The organism is Mucilaginibacter aquariorum (assembly GCF_024498135.1).
GTDB classification, from domain to species: domain Bacteria; phylum Bacteroidota; class Bacteroidia; order Sphingobacteriales; family Sphingobacteriaceae; genus Mucilaginibacter; species Mucilaginibacter aquariorum.
In genome coordinates, this window is record NZ_JANHOH010000009.1 from 1 (window position 1) to 14035 (window position 14035).

Below are 14035 nucleotides of genomic sequence, written 5' to 3' on the forward strand. Positions count from 1 at the left end.
AATCGCCGGCCACACTTATCTTTGAAAATGAAAACACCACAAAGTGTTTATAAACAAAAATCCCAGCTACTCTCGTAACTGGGACTATCGTAAAATCTGTCAACTTATTTCAGGACGATTCATAATTTACTTACCAGGGTAATTCTTCACCTAAGTGGATAAACTTTCCGTTAGGGCCATCTTCGCCTATCAGGGCAAGCTGCACGCTGGTTTTAGCGCCGTCGGCAATTTCCATAGGGGCGCTATCGCCACCAAGCGGTGTTTTTACCCAACCCGGGTGTGCCGAGTTTACTTTAATACCGGTACCTTCCAGTTCAATAGCCAGGTGGTTTGTAAACATATTAAGCGCGGCTTTAGAAGCATCGTATGATAGTTTCTTAAGGGATTCGATAGGGCTATCTTTTTGGGCATGTAAGGTAAGCGAACCCAATATGCTCGACAGGTTTACAATACGGCCTGCTTCGCTCTTTTTGATCAGCGGCAACAATTCTTTTGTTAAAAACACCACGCTAAATAAGTTTGTACCAAATACATACTGAAATTCTTCTTCGGTAGTTTCAATGGTACGGGCTTCAAATAGGCCAGAGTCTTTTGCATTTACCCCCGCATTATTGATCAGGATATCCAGCTTACCAAATTTATCTTCAATGTATTTGGCTACAGCTTTGCGGTCGCCAGCATTGGTAACTTCCAGGTTAATACCGTAAGCATCAATGCCCTGTTGTTTCAGTTTGTCGGCAGCTTCGTTTGCTGTTTCTAATGTGCGTGCTGTTAAAATTACGGTTACACCTTGTTCGCCTAACTGTTTTGCAGTTTCGAAACCTATTCCACGATTGGCCCCTGTTATAAGGGCTACTTTTTGATTTTTCATTTTGTTTTATGTTTAGTATTTGTGATTATTCAATTAATATCATTTATCGACCGTTCGGTCTATTTTAAGCCATAAAAAAAGGTTTAGATCACCTGTTCTTCAATTTCATTTTTGAGCATTTTTATAACCGTAAGCATATGCGAGTTGTTACCCATAACACGTGCAATTACAATTGCTCCTTCTGTCATAGAAAAAAGTTTGATGGCAAATTCTTTCGCGTTCCAGTTCGCGTAAAACTCGCCGGTTCCAATTCCTTCTATAATGATACCGGTAATCTTATTTACAGACCATTCCATGCCCTGTTTTACTTTCTGATTGATGGCGGCACTGGTGTCATCGGCCTCCATACCAAAGTTGATCATTGGGCAGCCCCCCTGTAATGGTGGGTTTTCGGTTTTGCTTATAAAATCAAGGTAAGCAAATAGTTTCTCCTTTGCTGTTTTTCCCTTGTTTATCGCGGCAGTTATTTTTTCACCTAAACTGCTTAAACAGTAATCAACCACCGCATGCGATAATTCATCCTTACTTTCAAAATGACCATACAAACCACCCTTGGCCATTTTGGTGGCCTCCATAATGTCGCTCATGGCTGTACCTGCAACACCTTTGGTGTTAAACAAGGGAGCCGATTGCTCTATAATGAATTGACGGGTTCTTTCTGCCTTTGTCATGATCTTGATTGTTTCGACAGGACAAATATAGACCGTTCGGTCGGTATTGCAATAGTAAATATTTTAAATGTTACTGTAATGACAATGTGACGATAGCTTCATTAAACCTTGGGTAGCCAAATACTGTCAATACATCAAAATTAAGAAACATGAAAAAATTACTTTTAATGATATTCCTGGCCGGATCTGTTGCATTTGCCCAGGCACAAACCCAAAGGGCACATAAAACGCCAGAGCAAAAAGCACAACGCATGACTAAGGTTTTGGAAAAGAAATTAGCCTTGTCGGCAGACCAGTCTGCTAAGGTGAGCGCGATATTTACTAAGAGCGCTACACAAATGGATAGCTTGAAGGCCCACCGCAGCACCGACCGTAAGGCAAACATGCAAAGCCGTAAAGCTATAATGGCTAATACAGACGCCAGTTTAAAAACTGTTTTAACTGCCGGGCAGCAAACTACTTATGCAAGCCTAAAAGCAAGCTTTAAAGGCAGGATGCATGGCAAACGTGGCGGGCATAATGTAGCACCCGAGCAAAAAGCAGAGCGTATGTCAAAAGTTCTTCAGCAAAAGTTAACCCTTTCGCAAGACCAGTATGCTAAAGTGAACACTATTTTGTTAAAACGTGCTACACAGATGGACAGCTTAAAAGCTAACCGTTCTAATACCGACCGTAAAGCGAATCGTGAAAGCCGTAAAGCGATAATGACCCAAACAGATGCCGACCTGAAAACAGTTTTAACTGCAGATCAGCAAAAAACATATACTGAGCTTAAAGCCCAGTTAAAAGAAAGAATGAAAAACAGAAGGGCTGCGAAAGCGCCTACTGCCGGATAATTTTTTTGTGAGTGAGTGATGAGTGATAAGCGGGTAGCCAATATGGTTGCCCGCTTTTTTTTGATAAACAAAGTCGCGAATACCCTTTAAATAGTCGTTTATACCCCTTATGGGATTTGCGGCAAGGATGTAAATTTGTTATAAGCAATAAGGCAATGAAAGAAGCAAAAGAAAACCACCCGTTTAGCAAACTGGCAAAACCTGCACAGCGCGCTTTGGCAAATGCCGATATTAATAGCCTGGAAGAATTGGCCAAACTAACCGAAAAGGAATTGATGAAGCTGCATGGCATCGGGAAAAGTACTCTCCCTGTTTTAAAGGAAGCCATGGCGGATAAGGGACTTTCATTCGCCAAATAATCATAAACAACTTATAACACATTCATATGTCATTCCAAGCATACCTTAACACCATCAAACAAAAAACAGGAAAGGCCCGGCAGATTTCAGGACAATGGCTGAAGAAAAAGGCTTTACCAAAAACGGCGAACTAACCGCAAAAGCCGGCGATGTTACCAATTGGCTTAAAGCAGATTTTGAATTGGGCCACGGCCATGCAATGGCCATTTATGCTCTGCTTAAGGGGATCAAGAACGAGGATAGCGAATAAAAAAAACAGCCCCCAATTTGGAGGCTATTTTTTATGTTATTGTACTACCAAAGTAGCTATTGAATGTGGCTCACTTACGGTTTTGGCGGCTTTGCCTTTTATCCATAAGCTGTATTCTATCTTCTCATCGGTGCGGTTCATTACCACTACGGCTATTGAACCATTAGGGTTCATATAAGCGGTGGTTAACAGCTTATCCCTGCTGGCAGAACTGGCTATGCGCCTTGCGCCTGCTTGTATGTATTTAGAAAACTGACCAATGTAATAGTAAGAATTGGTGTACAATAACTGCCCGCTGCGTGTATCGGCATGTACGGGTGCAAAGCAGAAATTACCCACATGGTTAGGCCCGCCTTTTTCATCCAAAAGGATGTTCCAGTCGGTCCAGCCAACGGTACCCGCGTTAAAGTCGTTTATCATCGAAAGACCGTAGCGCTCGCCCAGGTCCCAGTCATTTAAACGGTTAAAATCGAATTTCTCTACACAACCTTCGGTAAATATCAGGTTCTTATCAGGGAAGGTAGCGTGTGTAAGGCGAACGTTCTCAAAGTTTTGCCCGGCACCTGTCCAGGTTTCGTACCAGTGGAAACCAATCCCCCAAACATATTTGGCAGCGGCGGGGTCTTCCAGAATGGTGCTTGCACGTTGGTACAGCTGATCACGGTTATGATCCCAAACTATCAGTTTTTTAGCTTTCATGCCTTGCTTCCAAAGTGTTGGGCCTAAATAATTCTTCACAAAATCGCGCTCTTCTTCGGCGGTGTACTTACACGATTCCCATTTCTGGGTTGCCATAGGCTCATTTTGTACCGATAAGCCCCACACTAGGATGCCCTGTGCTTCGTACGCTTTTATAAACTTCACATAAAAGTTTGCCCAGCTTTGCGCAAACTCGGATTTCAATTTTCCGCCGTGCAATACATCGTTGTTATCTTTCATGAAAGCCGGCGGGCTCCATGGCGATACGTATAGGGTTAGCTTACCACCCGCGGCAGCAGTTGCCGCTTTTATAAACGGGATGCGGTATTTTTTATCGTGACTGATATCAAAGGTTGATAATGCTTTATCGCTATTGCTTACATAGCTGTAGCTGCCGCTGCTAAAATCGCAGCTTTGTATATTGGTACGGGCCAATGTAAAGCCAATGCCCGTGGTTTTGTTATAGTAAGCCTCTAAAAGTTCTGTTTGCTTATCCTTTGGTAACTTGTAAAATGTTTCGGCAACGGCATCGGTTAATGCACCCCCTATGCCCAGCATGGTTTGAAACTTCTTCTCGGGGTCAACAAAAACTACCGTTTCTGTTTCGGGCGGTTGCGGGTTCGATGAAAATTTCAACTCACCATTGGCGGCAAGCCTTTTGTTCGAACCTTTTTCGGTAACATAAACTTTTACCGTTTTATTGGTGGCCGAATACGGCAGTTTCTTTTTGGCTGCAGGTGCCTGGCTAAATACACTTGCTGACAAGCATACAAGGCCGGCGAGTAAAAATCCTTTCTTCATTTGAGACTGAAGGTTTATTGGGGTTAAAAATCAGTTATTATTAAATCTGTTAGTTATTGCGGGTTATTACTTTGTGCCGGCTTTTTTGCCGCTGCCCAACCATAATACCGCGTCAAGGATCAGTTCATCCTGCACCGGGTTACCAAATGTTTGCGACAGGTCCTTGTTAGTTTTATGCTCGTAATCAATATCATTATGGCCCATGTTCATATAGATCATTCTGTATTTTTTGTTAGTCCATACCACCGGGTAATATCCACTATGCCATATCTCATTCGGTTTAGGGCCTGTGCCGAGTGGGAAACTTGCCGGATCTATAGATGCCAGTATTTTTATATCAGGGTTTTTGGTGAGGTCTTTTTCCCAGCGATACCATTCGTTTGGTGATGACTTGAATACCATGGGCAGATTTTTTGTTGCCGGATGCATTCTGTCTTCCACTTTTAAAACGGCCGATACGGGCCGCCATGTATTGCTGCCATACTGGCCCGATCCTAAAAATTCGTTATGATACCAGTCCCAATTTTGCGGGAAATCTGAAGGGGTGAGCGCGAATGCCGCGAAATGGAAACCCATCCAGCCGCCGCCATTTTTCATATAGGTTTCAAAAGCCGTACGTTGCGCGGCATTATCGGGGCGGGTATCTAAAAATATCACCACTTTATACTTGGCCAAAAACTTAGCGTTAAGGTTGCTCCAGTTACTGGTAGAATCGTATCTGAAATTATACTTCTTAGCCATCGCCGGGAACCACTTATTGGCCTCGTGTACAAAGCTGATATGCGCCTGGTCGTTTTTAGCGGTGTAAAATGCTATCACCTTAAATTTAGGCGACCCGGTTTTGGTTTGCGCCCAGGCACTGTTTAGCAGGCACATGCATATAATACAAAGTGCCAAAGCCTTTATCTTGAAGGATATCATGAAGTTGGAATTATATTGGTTTGTAGAGCTAATTTAGCATATATAGTGTAGATTTTACATACCCTATATTTTATTCTGCGAAAACGATTGAGTACGCCGCCTCAGCTCAATATATATACGCTAATATTCCTTCACCAACTGGTCAAATAATCGCGTAAGCGAATCCTCGCCATCCAAACAAAAACCCGGGTGTACTTTTGAGGTTTGTACCACCGTACTGCGCGTGGCCGTTAACCAGCGGAAACGAGATGCAGCATCCAGTTCACCTATAGGACCGGCATCCTTGCCGCCGATAGCTATTCGTTGAAAGGACGACAGATTTTCTTCGAGCGCATCAATATCCAGATCTTTTGAAAAGGCCAGCAGACGGTCTTTATCAATGCTATACTTCATTTTTAAAAACTTCTGCTTAGTACATAGCAATATCACCCCCACATTCAGGAATTCCTCGCGCTCCACCCTTGGTACAACGCGGATAACGGCATACTCAAATAAGTGACGATCTTGCATTTTGGGCTTCCTTTACAAAAATATTTGAGTTTTCTAATCGGGTGTTCAGGAACTGAGCATAGATCTGCCTTTGCTCATCCTCGGTTTCAAACGAGCGATCTGTTAACCAGGCATCCGGTATCAGGTCAACAACAAACTGTATAAAATCTGGTGTTAACAACACTTTAAATTCTTCATCAACCGCTTCCAATTCAGCTGCTTTTCTGAGCAATACATGATCTTTTATCTGCACAAAAGGGCGTACGGCCTGCTCTTCCCATTTTTCCATACTGTGATGAAAATATAAGGCAGCACCATGGTCTATCAGCCAAAGCTCTTTGTGCCACATCAGCATATTGGTATTGCGCGCGGTGCGGTCAACGTTGGTTAATAAGGCATCCAGCCACACTATTTGCGAAGCCAGTTTGGGTTCTACAAAAGTAACGGTTGGGTCGAACGTAATAGCGCCCGAAAGATAATGCAGCGCCAGGTTAAGGCCAACGCTAAACTTCAGCAGGTCCTGGATCTCTTCATCCGGTTCGGTGCGGCCAAAGGCTTCATCCAGGTTCACAAACACCAACTCGGGGATCTTAAAACCAAGCTTGCGGGCAATTTCGCCACCTATCAGTTCGGCAATAAGGGCTTTAGGACCCTGCCCTGCGCCCCTAAATTTTAGTACGTATAAAAATCCGTCGTCGGCTTCGGCAATGGCAGGTAATGAACCGCCCTCGCGCAATGGCGTAACATAACGGGTAACATTAACGGTGCGTAACTCGGGCAGTGTATTGATCATAGTATTAGTGATGCTAATATAGGGATTTATCCTTTTGCTGAGGTTTACCATACGTTACGCGGCTAAACTTCTTTATTATGCTTATCATTAGTTGCTTATATAGTTTACACGCTTGTATTTACAGTTGTTGCGCTTATATTAGCGTTTAATTAAACCTCAAAACATATCTCATGAAACTTACCGGATTATTTCTTTTCTCGGCACTTGCCCTGGCATCGTGCACGCAAAAACCTACAGCTACTATTGCCGAAGGCCCCGCTTCGCCCATGATAGGCACCTGGAAACTGATATCTGCCGTAACCGTTACCAAAGGCGATACCGTTAAAGATTACCCCGTTCCAAACCAGGAAATGATAAAAATATTGAACGCTACCCACTTTGCTTTTATGAGACATGATCTAAGTAAAGGTAAGGGCAAAGATGCTACCTACACCGCAGGCGGGGGCACCTACGATTTTAAAGGCGACAAATACACCGAGCACCTGGCTTACTTAAATGCCCGCGAATGGGAAGGCCGCGATTTTGAGTTTACCGTTCAGTTTAAAAATGATACACTGATACAAAAGGGTATTGAAAAAATTGATAGCCTGAATATAAACCACGAAATAATAGAGACTTACGTAAAACAGAAATAAGCTTTGTTATTTACAATATTCCCCTATTAATTTAACCCTAAACCTATCATGAGTACAAGACGAACCTTTTTAAAGCAAAGCGGCATTATTTCGGCGGCAATGGCCATCCCGGCAATTCCTTTTGCTGCCCCTAAGGCTAAATTTAAAGTGGGGCTGCAATTATACACTATCCGCGAAGCGATGGAAAAAGATCTGCGGGGCACATTAACCAGTGTTGCCGGTTATGGCTACCAGGAGGTAGAAACCTACGGCTTTAATTACGGCAGTAATAAATACTACTGGGGGTTGGAACCAAAACAGGCTAAGCAGCTAATGGACGATTGTAACCTAACTACCCCGGCCGGCCATTACGACCTGGATAAGTTTTTCGCCAAGGATAAAAAGGACGCACTCACCAAATATGTCGACCAATGTATTGAGGGTGCTACCATAATGAAACAGGATTATATTGTATGGCCCTGGCTTGCACCCGAATACCGCAACATGGACGAGTTTAAACGCCTTGCAAGCACATTAAACACCATTGGCGAACAAATAAAAAAGGGCGGCCTTAAATTGGCTTACCATAACCACGATTTTGAATTTATAAACCACGACGGCAAAATTGGCTATAACACCATTTTAGATGAAACCGACCCCGCGTTGGTTAAGCTGGAGATGGACCTTTACTGGACCAGCCACTCCTCGCCGGTTGCGCCGGTTGAATGGTTTAAAAAACAACCCGGTCGTTTTGCCATTTTGCATATAAAAGATATGGATAAAACCGACCGTGAGCTGCACACAACCGTAGGCGACGGCACTATCGATTTTAAAACCATATTAAAAGACCATCAACTGGCGGGCGCCAAACACCTGTTTGTTGAACAGGGAAATAATTACATACCCGATGCCATGAGTAATGTAAAACGCAGCGCCGCGTATGTAAAAAACAACCTGTACCCTTCTATATAGGCATTACCTTTTTGCAGGTGTTATGACCAAAAGCCCTGTATTTTTATTTGTGATGATGGATAGCCCTGCTGTTTAAGCAATTTACGCAGTTGGGCTACCATTGTATTGTTCCCGGCCAGGTAAAAAATGGTATTCTCCAGGCTGTATTGCTGCTTAAGCACCCACTCCATTAAACTATTGTGTCCGTAAACGTCCTTACGGGCCACCGGCTCAATTGGCGACCAAAAATATTCGTGAAACAGCTTGCGGTGTTCTTCGTCGCCGATGACTATGCCGCCCGAGAAACGGGTATGTGGCAATACCATTTTTTGCAGGGCCAGTAAGTGGCCAACACTGCTTTCGTCGCCCAGCGCAATTACTGCCGATGTTTGGTCGGGCTGGTGCTGCGTAAAGCCTATTTTTTTGATGTAGCTGATAGTGTCGTTCTTTTTTAACTGGCGTGCCCATTTACTGCCCGGGCCATTGTGTACTGCGTCAACATATATGGTGCAGGTGTGGGTATCGGCATCCCAGCCAGATGGGGTATAATCGCGAAAGGTAAAATTGTCGACCCTGAATTTAATATATGGTACTTGCTCCCATTGCTGCATATCAACAAGCGGTAAGTGTAAATCAATTTCAATTAAGGTTGATGGTGTCCAGGGCCGTACTTCCAGAACGGTACCGGTTTGCAGCAGCCGGGATTCGAACAGCTCCCCGGCTTTTCTTTTTAGTTTTTGTAATGTGGATGTTTCCATGCGTAGGTAATTTAAGACTACAAAGAAACGTGGTAAATCATCACATAACAATGGCAACTATGCGGTAATGATTGGACTATTTACGGTAAGTAGCACGAAATGTTAATGGGGTGATCCCTTCGGCTTTTTTAAATAAGCGCGAAAAGTAAGCATGGTCGTCATACCCTAAAACATGTGCAATTCCTTTAACATTTTGTTCGCTGTAATACAGCAACCGTTTAGCTTCCAGCATCACCTCGTTCAGGATCCAGTAACTTACCGAAAGGCCGGTTGTCTTTTTTAAGGCCTCGTTCAAATAGCTTTCTGATACATTGAGCATACCCGCATAAACCGAAGGGCTTTTTATGGCCACGTAATTATCAACCAGTAATTGCTTAAACATTTGCGAAAGCTCTACCGGCCTTGATACCTGTATAGCGGTATTATTGACCCCGGCATAACAACCGGCAGCAATACCAATAAACGATTGCAAAAGCGAATGCACCACCGATACGTTGAAGGTGCTTTTTTCGTAATCTAAAAATCGTTGGTATAATAAGGAGAGCAGATCCATGCATTGCTTCATCTGCATATCATCTAACATGTGCGGTTTTTGTAATACCAGCTGCCCTTCAAACACCTTACGGCAATCGGGTGGCACCAGCATGGTATCTACCGCTAAAAACCAGCCTGCAGCCCGCTCGTCGCTTATACCCTTATGCACCTGCCCCGGCAAAATGTAATATAAAGCGTTAGGGAAAAAGGTTACTTCATCAAAATCTATCATTAAGGCCGCATCGCCCGCGTCTACTACAAAAAATATATAGTGATCATCGCGATGGGCTTTCATCACCCCTTTTTCGTCACTGTTAGGCCTTATGTCCCCGGCATAGTAGCGCCATATCTCGAGGCCAACGTTGCCCCTTTTCTTCAACTGATGTACAGGGATATCTTTCATGATAAAGGCAAATGTAATATTAGCAGCGAATATTTAGCCTTATTTACTTTGAAGTATAACTACATCCCGCCCCTGCAGGCGTTGCTTGCCCGGCGCACTTTTAGGGCCATGATCGGTATAGCTGGCAGTTAAAATATAAGCGCCTTTTTTCTCCGTTCCGGCCGGCCTGGTACGGAAAGAGCCCTCGGTACCGGTATAGTAACTTACATTGGGGTCATTGGCCTGTTTTAAGATCCATTTTACGGTGCTGGCCGCTTCCTCGGTAGTTAGCTCCGGATGGGTTGGCATGCTTACCTTCCCCCAGATCCCTGCCGAACCTTCTTTGATGCGCTTAGTCAAAAGATCGATATTCGCGGCTGTAACCGGGTATTTTACGCCGATATCATGAAAGGACGGGCCAATTAATTTTGAATTAAAACTATGGCAATTGAAGCAGTTTGAGGTACGTATCACTGCTAATCCCGGCGCATCCGGCACGGCCTTGACTGTTGCAGGCAATTTAGTTTTGCTGCCGGCATATTTCACCTCAAGCAGTACCTCCATACCATTTATTTCTTCGTATTTAGAATCGCCGTCTTCTTTATCGGCTACGCTTATTTGGTAGTTTACTTGTGTATCCCAATCAAAGTTGCCGTTAGTTTTTGGGACGATGATCTTCACAACAGGTGCTTGGTTTTGTTGCTGAAGCCTTTTGAAAGGAAGTATGAACGAACACAAAAGCAGGCAGAAAACAACACCTCCGTAAATCAATCCAATCCTTTTATTCATTTATAAACCGCTTATAATTTATTAATTTCATGCGCTATCCGTTGTGCCGACCGGATGCAGGATTCCATACCGCGGCTCATATTATCAGCATAAGTACCTGCAAAATAGATGCGGCCTTCGGGCATCATCAATTGCGGCCAAAATTTATTCATCTCCCCTATCGGGAAGGCTTCCATCTCGCAGGCCGGGGCAAATTTATCCTTTGTCCAATCCTTTGTTAAGGCCTGCTCAATGGTATCATGCTTACCCGGATACACTTCGCGGAACGCGGCCAAAACCCGTTGCGGCGAAAGTCCGCCGGGGCCGTAAGCTTTCAGCACTATGCGCTTACTATCCACCTGGTTTGTTTCTTCCCAAATAGATGAAATATCGGGGTGTTCAAACTGCATGTTGATGCTTTTGAAACCATCATCAAGCCAAAACCTGCTGCTGGCCTCAAACACATAAAAAGGGTGCGATGAATAAGCCATATTATCAACCACGTATTGTTTTGCGGGCGATAAAGCAGGTGTTACCGGTATGTTTTTGAATATGGGCAGGGTGATACAGTTAACCAATACATCGGCAATCATTTCCTTCTCCTCTTCAAAACCAAAAGCTTTGTATCTAACGGTTACTCCTTTACTGTCGTGCTTAATACCCAATACCGGGTGGTTTAGTTTTAAACGTGCACCCAGGCGTTTGGCAAAAGCTATGGGCAATTGTTCGTTACCATCCTTAAGGTGAAAGGTATCTCCTTCGGATAGCGGGATGTTCCGTTGCTCCATGATATAGGCACGCCACAAATAATAAAGCGCGGAGGTATGCGAGCCACCTAACCAGTTTAGTGCGGCCGGCGACGCACCTTCTTTTTTAAAGATCTCGGCAATCGGGAATTTATCATAATCATCATACCCAACCCCGAAAGGCTGGTATGGGTCTTTAAATTTTAAAAGATAGGGCTTAATATATAACGAGCTTAAAGCGTACGACGGGTTCTGCGAAAGAAATTTAACCTCCTTATCGTTAAAGCCAAATTTGGTAAGTACCGCCGGGTCTTTCAACATTTCTTCGGTATAAAACTTGCCTCCTATCATTTTCAGTACATGGCCGTTAGGCGCCGCTTCAGATCCTTCCGCGTTTGGGTAGGGTATTACGGTAAGTTTAAACTCATCTACATAATCAAAGAACTTTTCGTAGCCGGGTTTGGTAATATGGTCGGCACCATAATCGGCGTATAAACCGTCAGACAGGCCATCCCTGCCGGTAAAAACATGCCCGCCATACCTGCCCGATGCCTCAAGTACTGTAACATCGTGGCCGGCCTTCATTAACTCATAAGCACAGCAAAGGCCGGTAATACCCGCCCCAGCAACTATTACCTTTTTGCCTGCGGCCGATAAGGGGATATCGGAAGGTATAAAGCCCGTGCTTTCGGTATTTTTGGCTTGTAAAAACTGTGGGACCAAACCGGCGCTTGCACCGGCTATCAATGTATTTTTAAGGAACGATCTTCTTTTTATACCCATGATATTTATAAAGCGAATGTGCCTTAAAAGGCTATTGGTTATCGCAATATAAAAAAATGAAGTTGTAACGCCAAGCTTACCAACCTAACTTAATTTATTGGCTCCTGACGGTTATCCCAGAAAAATAAAATATGAACAGATATGTCTGTTACCCGGTAAAAAAGGGAACATTGCTTGGTAATTAATCCTATCCGAACACTTGGGTCAATGGTCGAAACCTTGTACATTAAAGGATGATCTGCCAACAAATAAATTGCTTTATCAGCTTTTACCAAAAATTTGTTTGCTGCGCTAACACCAAACTTGTTATGAATAAAATTGTAAGTAGATTGGAATGTTTCTTTTGCCCGTGGGGTATAAAATATTTCTAAACCCATGCTTAATTTAGCATATCACGGCTACCGGTAAAAGATGTTAGCTGGCCTTCTGATGCTTGTTGTAAAGATTCCTTTACTCCGTCAATTACACGGTCTGGATAAACAATACTTTTTTGTTCAAACGAAACCTTCATTGCTTTCATAACTGCCTTTAAAGCGGTTAATTGTTCTTTATTTTCCGGGTAAACAATCAATGCATCCATATACAAATATAATAATTCTAAAAACAACTCAATGCAATCTTCATAGCGCTATAATAGTCAATGCACCATCATTTATTTATTAGCGGGTTTACAGTAAATTATTATTGATGTACTTTTACGCCTATGGCCAGCCCACTAAAAGACCTTTACTCTCCCTCGTTTTATAACAAATTATCAGACTGCCTTACAGAAGTATTGCCCGGGTTTGATAAGCAAAAATTCACTCAACAAATTCATACACCAGAGTTTGAGAACATGGAGTTAAAGGAGCGCATGCGGCATACCGTAAAAACGCTGCACAACTTTATGCCTCGTGATTTTAAAAAGGATATTGCCTTTATAAAAACCCTGATTACCCTGCTCAGAAAAAAAGGTATTGGCGAGGACGGACTGGCCTACATGTTCCTGCCCGATTATATTGAGGTTTATGGCATTGATGATTATGAAACTTCGGTTGATGCCCTGGAGTTTACCACTCAATTTGTAAGCTGCGAATTTGCTGTACGCCCGTTCCTGCTCAAATATACCGGGCCTATGATGAAGCAGATGCAGGCATGGTCGTTACACGAGAGTTATAAGGTACGCCGTTTGGCAAGTGAAGGCAGTCGCCCCCGTTTACCATGGGCGATGGCTGTGCCCGAGTTAAAGAAAGATGTTTCTCTTATATTGCCGATACTGGAAAACCTAAAAGCCGATCCATCTGAATGGGTTAGGCGAAGCGTTGCCAATAACCTGAATGATATCGCCAAAGATCATCCGCAAGTGGTGCTGGAAATAGCGGCCCGCTGGAGTGGTGTAAGCAAAGAAACTGATGCCATTATCAAACACGGCAGCCGCACCTTATTAAAGCAGGGCCACACCGAAATATTGGCGCATTATGGCCTGCATACTAATGGTATTGACTTGTCAGATTTTAAAGTCCTCAGCCCGAAAGTAAAGATCGGCGACAGCCTGGAGTTTGTTTTCACTGTGGCCAATACCAACGCTGTTGAACAAAAAATAAGGTTAGAATACGCTATTTTTTACCTCATGAAAAATGGCAAGCTGAATAAGAAGGTTTTCAAAATAAGCGAACGGATCTTTCAGCCGGGCGAATCATTTACTATTACCCGCAAACATAAATTTATACTGATAACCACCCGCACCTTTTACCCGGGGATGCATAAAATTGCGCTGATCATAAATGGCGAGGAAAAAGCTACAGGCAAATTTGAACTGCTTGCTTAAAT

Annotated in this window: 18 protein-coding genes; 6 read left to right on the forward strand and 12 right to left on the reverse strand. The window is 43.5% G+C overall.

Translation table 11 applies throughout. From position 1 onward, the window contains the following. Positions 1–130 precede the first annotated feature (130 nt). Complete coding sequence (locus NPE20_RS21855; protein WP_256540839.1) at positions 131–871, reverse strand: SDR family oxidoreductase; 741 nt, start codon at positions 869–871, stop codon at positions 131–133. An 83-nt stretch (positions 872–954) separates the two neighbouring features. After that, the gene (locus NPE20_RS21860; RefSeq protein ID WP_256540840.1) at positions 955–1542 is read right to left on the reverse strand and encodes a TetR/AcrR family transcriptional regulator; all 588 of its coding nucleotides are present in this window, start codon (positions 1540–1542) and stop codon (positions 955–957) included. Between the two features lie 149 nt (positions 1543–1691). Here NPE20_RS21860 and NPE20_RS21865 point away from each other — a divergent pair, with 149 nt between their 5' ends. From NPE20_RS21865 to NPE20_RS21875, 3 genes are all read left to right on the forward strand, one after another. Next, the gene (locus tag NPE20_RS21865) at positions 1692–2378 is read left to right on the forward strand and encodes a DUF4890 domain-containing protein (protein WP_256540841.1); all 687 of its coding nucleotides are present in this window, start codon (positions 1692–1694) and stop codon (positions 2376–2378) included. A 155-nt stretch (positions 2379–2533) separates the two neighbouring features. Beyond that, positions 2534–2737, forward strand: a complete 204-nt coding sequence (locus NPE20_RS21870) for a DNA-directed RNA polymerase subunit alpha C-terminal domain-containing protein (RefSeq protein ID WP_256540842.1) — start codon at positions 2534–2536, stop codon at positions 2735–2737. Between the two features lie 94 nt (positions 2738–2831). Next, complete coding sequence (locus tag NPE20_RS21875) at positions 2832–2987, forward strand: DUF4287 domain-containing protein (protein WP_256540843.1); 156 nt, start codon at positions 2832–2834, stop codon at positions 2985–2987. 36 nt (positions 2988–3023) lie between these two features. Here the strand turns inward: NPE20_RS21875 and NPE20_RS21880 are convergent, their stop codons facing one another. From NPE20_RS21880 to NPE20_RS21895, 4 genes are all read right to left on the reverse strand, one after another. After that, positions 3024–4487: a glycoside hydrolase family 30 protein gene (locus tag NPE20_RS21880; protein WP_256540844.1), complete on the reverse strand. Its 1464-nt coding sequence runs from the start codon at positions 4485–4487 to the stop codon at positions 3024–3026. A gap of 66 nt (positions 4488–4553) precedes the next feature. Then, the gene (locus NPE20_RS21885) at positions 4554–5363 is read right to left on the reverse strand and encodes a ThuA domain-containing protein (protein WP_256540845.1); all 810 of its coding nucleotides are present in this window, start codon (positions 5361–5363) and stop codon (positions 4554–4556) included. 165 nt (positions 5364–5528) lie between these two features. Further along, positions 5529–5918: a DUF3037 domain-containing protein gene (locus NPE20_RS21890; RefSeq protein ID WP_256540846.1), complete on the reverse strand. Its 390-nt coding sequence runs from the start codon at positions 5916–5918 to the stop codon at positions 5529–5531. Next, positions 5896–6690: a HipA family kinase gene (locus NPE20_RS21895; protein WP_256540847.1), complete on the reverse strand. Its 795-nt coding sequence runs from the start codon at positions 6688–6690 to the stop codon at positions 5896–5898. The genes NPE20_RS21890 and NPE20_RS21895 overlap by 23 nt, the downstream gene beginning before the upstream one ends. A gap of 170 nt (positions 6691–6860) precedes the next feature. On the opposite strand from NPE20_RS21895, the gene NPE20_RS21900 reads away from it, so the two are divergent. Both NPE20_RS21900 and NPE20_RS21905 read left to right on the forward strand, forming a co-directional pair. Further along, complete coding sequence (locus NPE20_RS21900) at positions 6861–7325, forward strand: hypothetical protein (RefSeq protein WP_256540848.1); 465 nt, start codon at positions 6861–6863, stop codon at positions 7323–7325. Between the two features lie 48 nt (positions 7326–7373). Then, on the forward strand, positions 7374–8276 hold the full coding sequence (locus NPE20_RS21905; RefSeq protein ID WP_256540849.1) for a sugar phosphate isomerase/epimerase family protein: 903 nt from the start codon (positions 7374–7376) through the stop codon (positions 8274–8276). Between the two features lie 20 nt (positions 8277–8296). Here the strand turns inward: NPE20_RS21905 and NPE20_RS21910 are convergent, their stop codons facing one another. The 6 genes from NPE20_RS21910 to NPE20_RS21935 all read right to left on the reverse strand — a co-directional run bounded on the left by NPE20_RS21910 (position 8297) and on the right by NPE20_RS21935 (position 12806). Next, positions 8297–9013: an SIP domain-containing protein gene (locus NPE20_RS21910; protein ID WP_256540850.1), complete on the reverse strand. Its 717-nt coding sequence runs from the start codon at positions 9011–9013 to the stop codon at positions 8297–8299. 76 nt (positions 9014–9089) lie between these two features. Then, positions 9090–9950, reverse strand: coding sequence for a helix-turn-helix domain-containing protein (locus tag NPE20_RS21915; protein WP_256540851.1), 861 nt, complete (start codon positions 9948–9950; stop codon positions 9090–9092). 39 nt (positions 9951–9989) lie between these two features. Beyond that, entirely contained in the window at positions 9990–10718 is a 729-nt protein-coding gene (locus NPE20_RS21920; RefSeq protein WP_256540852.1) for a c-type cytochrome, read from the reverse strand. Positions 10719–10729: 11 nt separating this feature from the next. Then, complete coding sequence (locus NPE20_RS21925; protein WP_256540853.1) at positions 10730–12226, reverse strand: flavin monoamine oxidase family protein; 1497 nt, start codon at positions 12224–12226, stop codon at positions 10730–10732. An 89-nt stretch (positions 12227–12315) separates the two neighbouring features. After that, positions 12316–12603 carry a type II toxin-antitoxin system RelE/ParE family toxin gene (locus NPE20_RS21930; protein WP_256540854.1) on the reverse strand — a complete coding sequence of 96 codons (288 nt, stop codon included), beginning with the start codon at positions 12601–12603 and terminating at the stop codon, positions 12316–12318. Positions 12604–12605: 2 nt separating this feature from the next. Next, positions 12606–12806, reverse strand: coding sequence for a DUF2683 family protein (locus tag NPE20_RS21935; RefSeq protein ID WP_256540855.1), 201 nt, complete (start codon positions 12804–12806; stop codon positions 12606–12608). 123 nt (positions 12807–12929) lie between these two features. Here NPE20_RS21935 and NPE20_RS21940 point away from each other — a divergent pair, with 123 nt between their 5' ends. Then, complete coding sequence (locus NPE20_RS21940; RefSeq protein ID WP_256540856.1) at positions 12930–14033, forward strand: DNA alkylation repair protein; 1104 nt, start codon at positions 12930–12932, stop codon at positions 14031–14033. Positions 14034–14035: the final 2 nt, after the last annotated feature.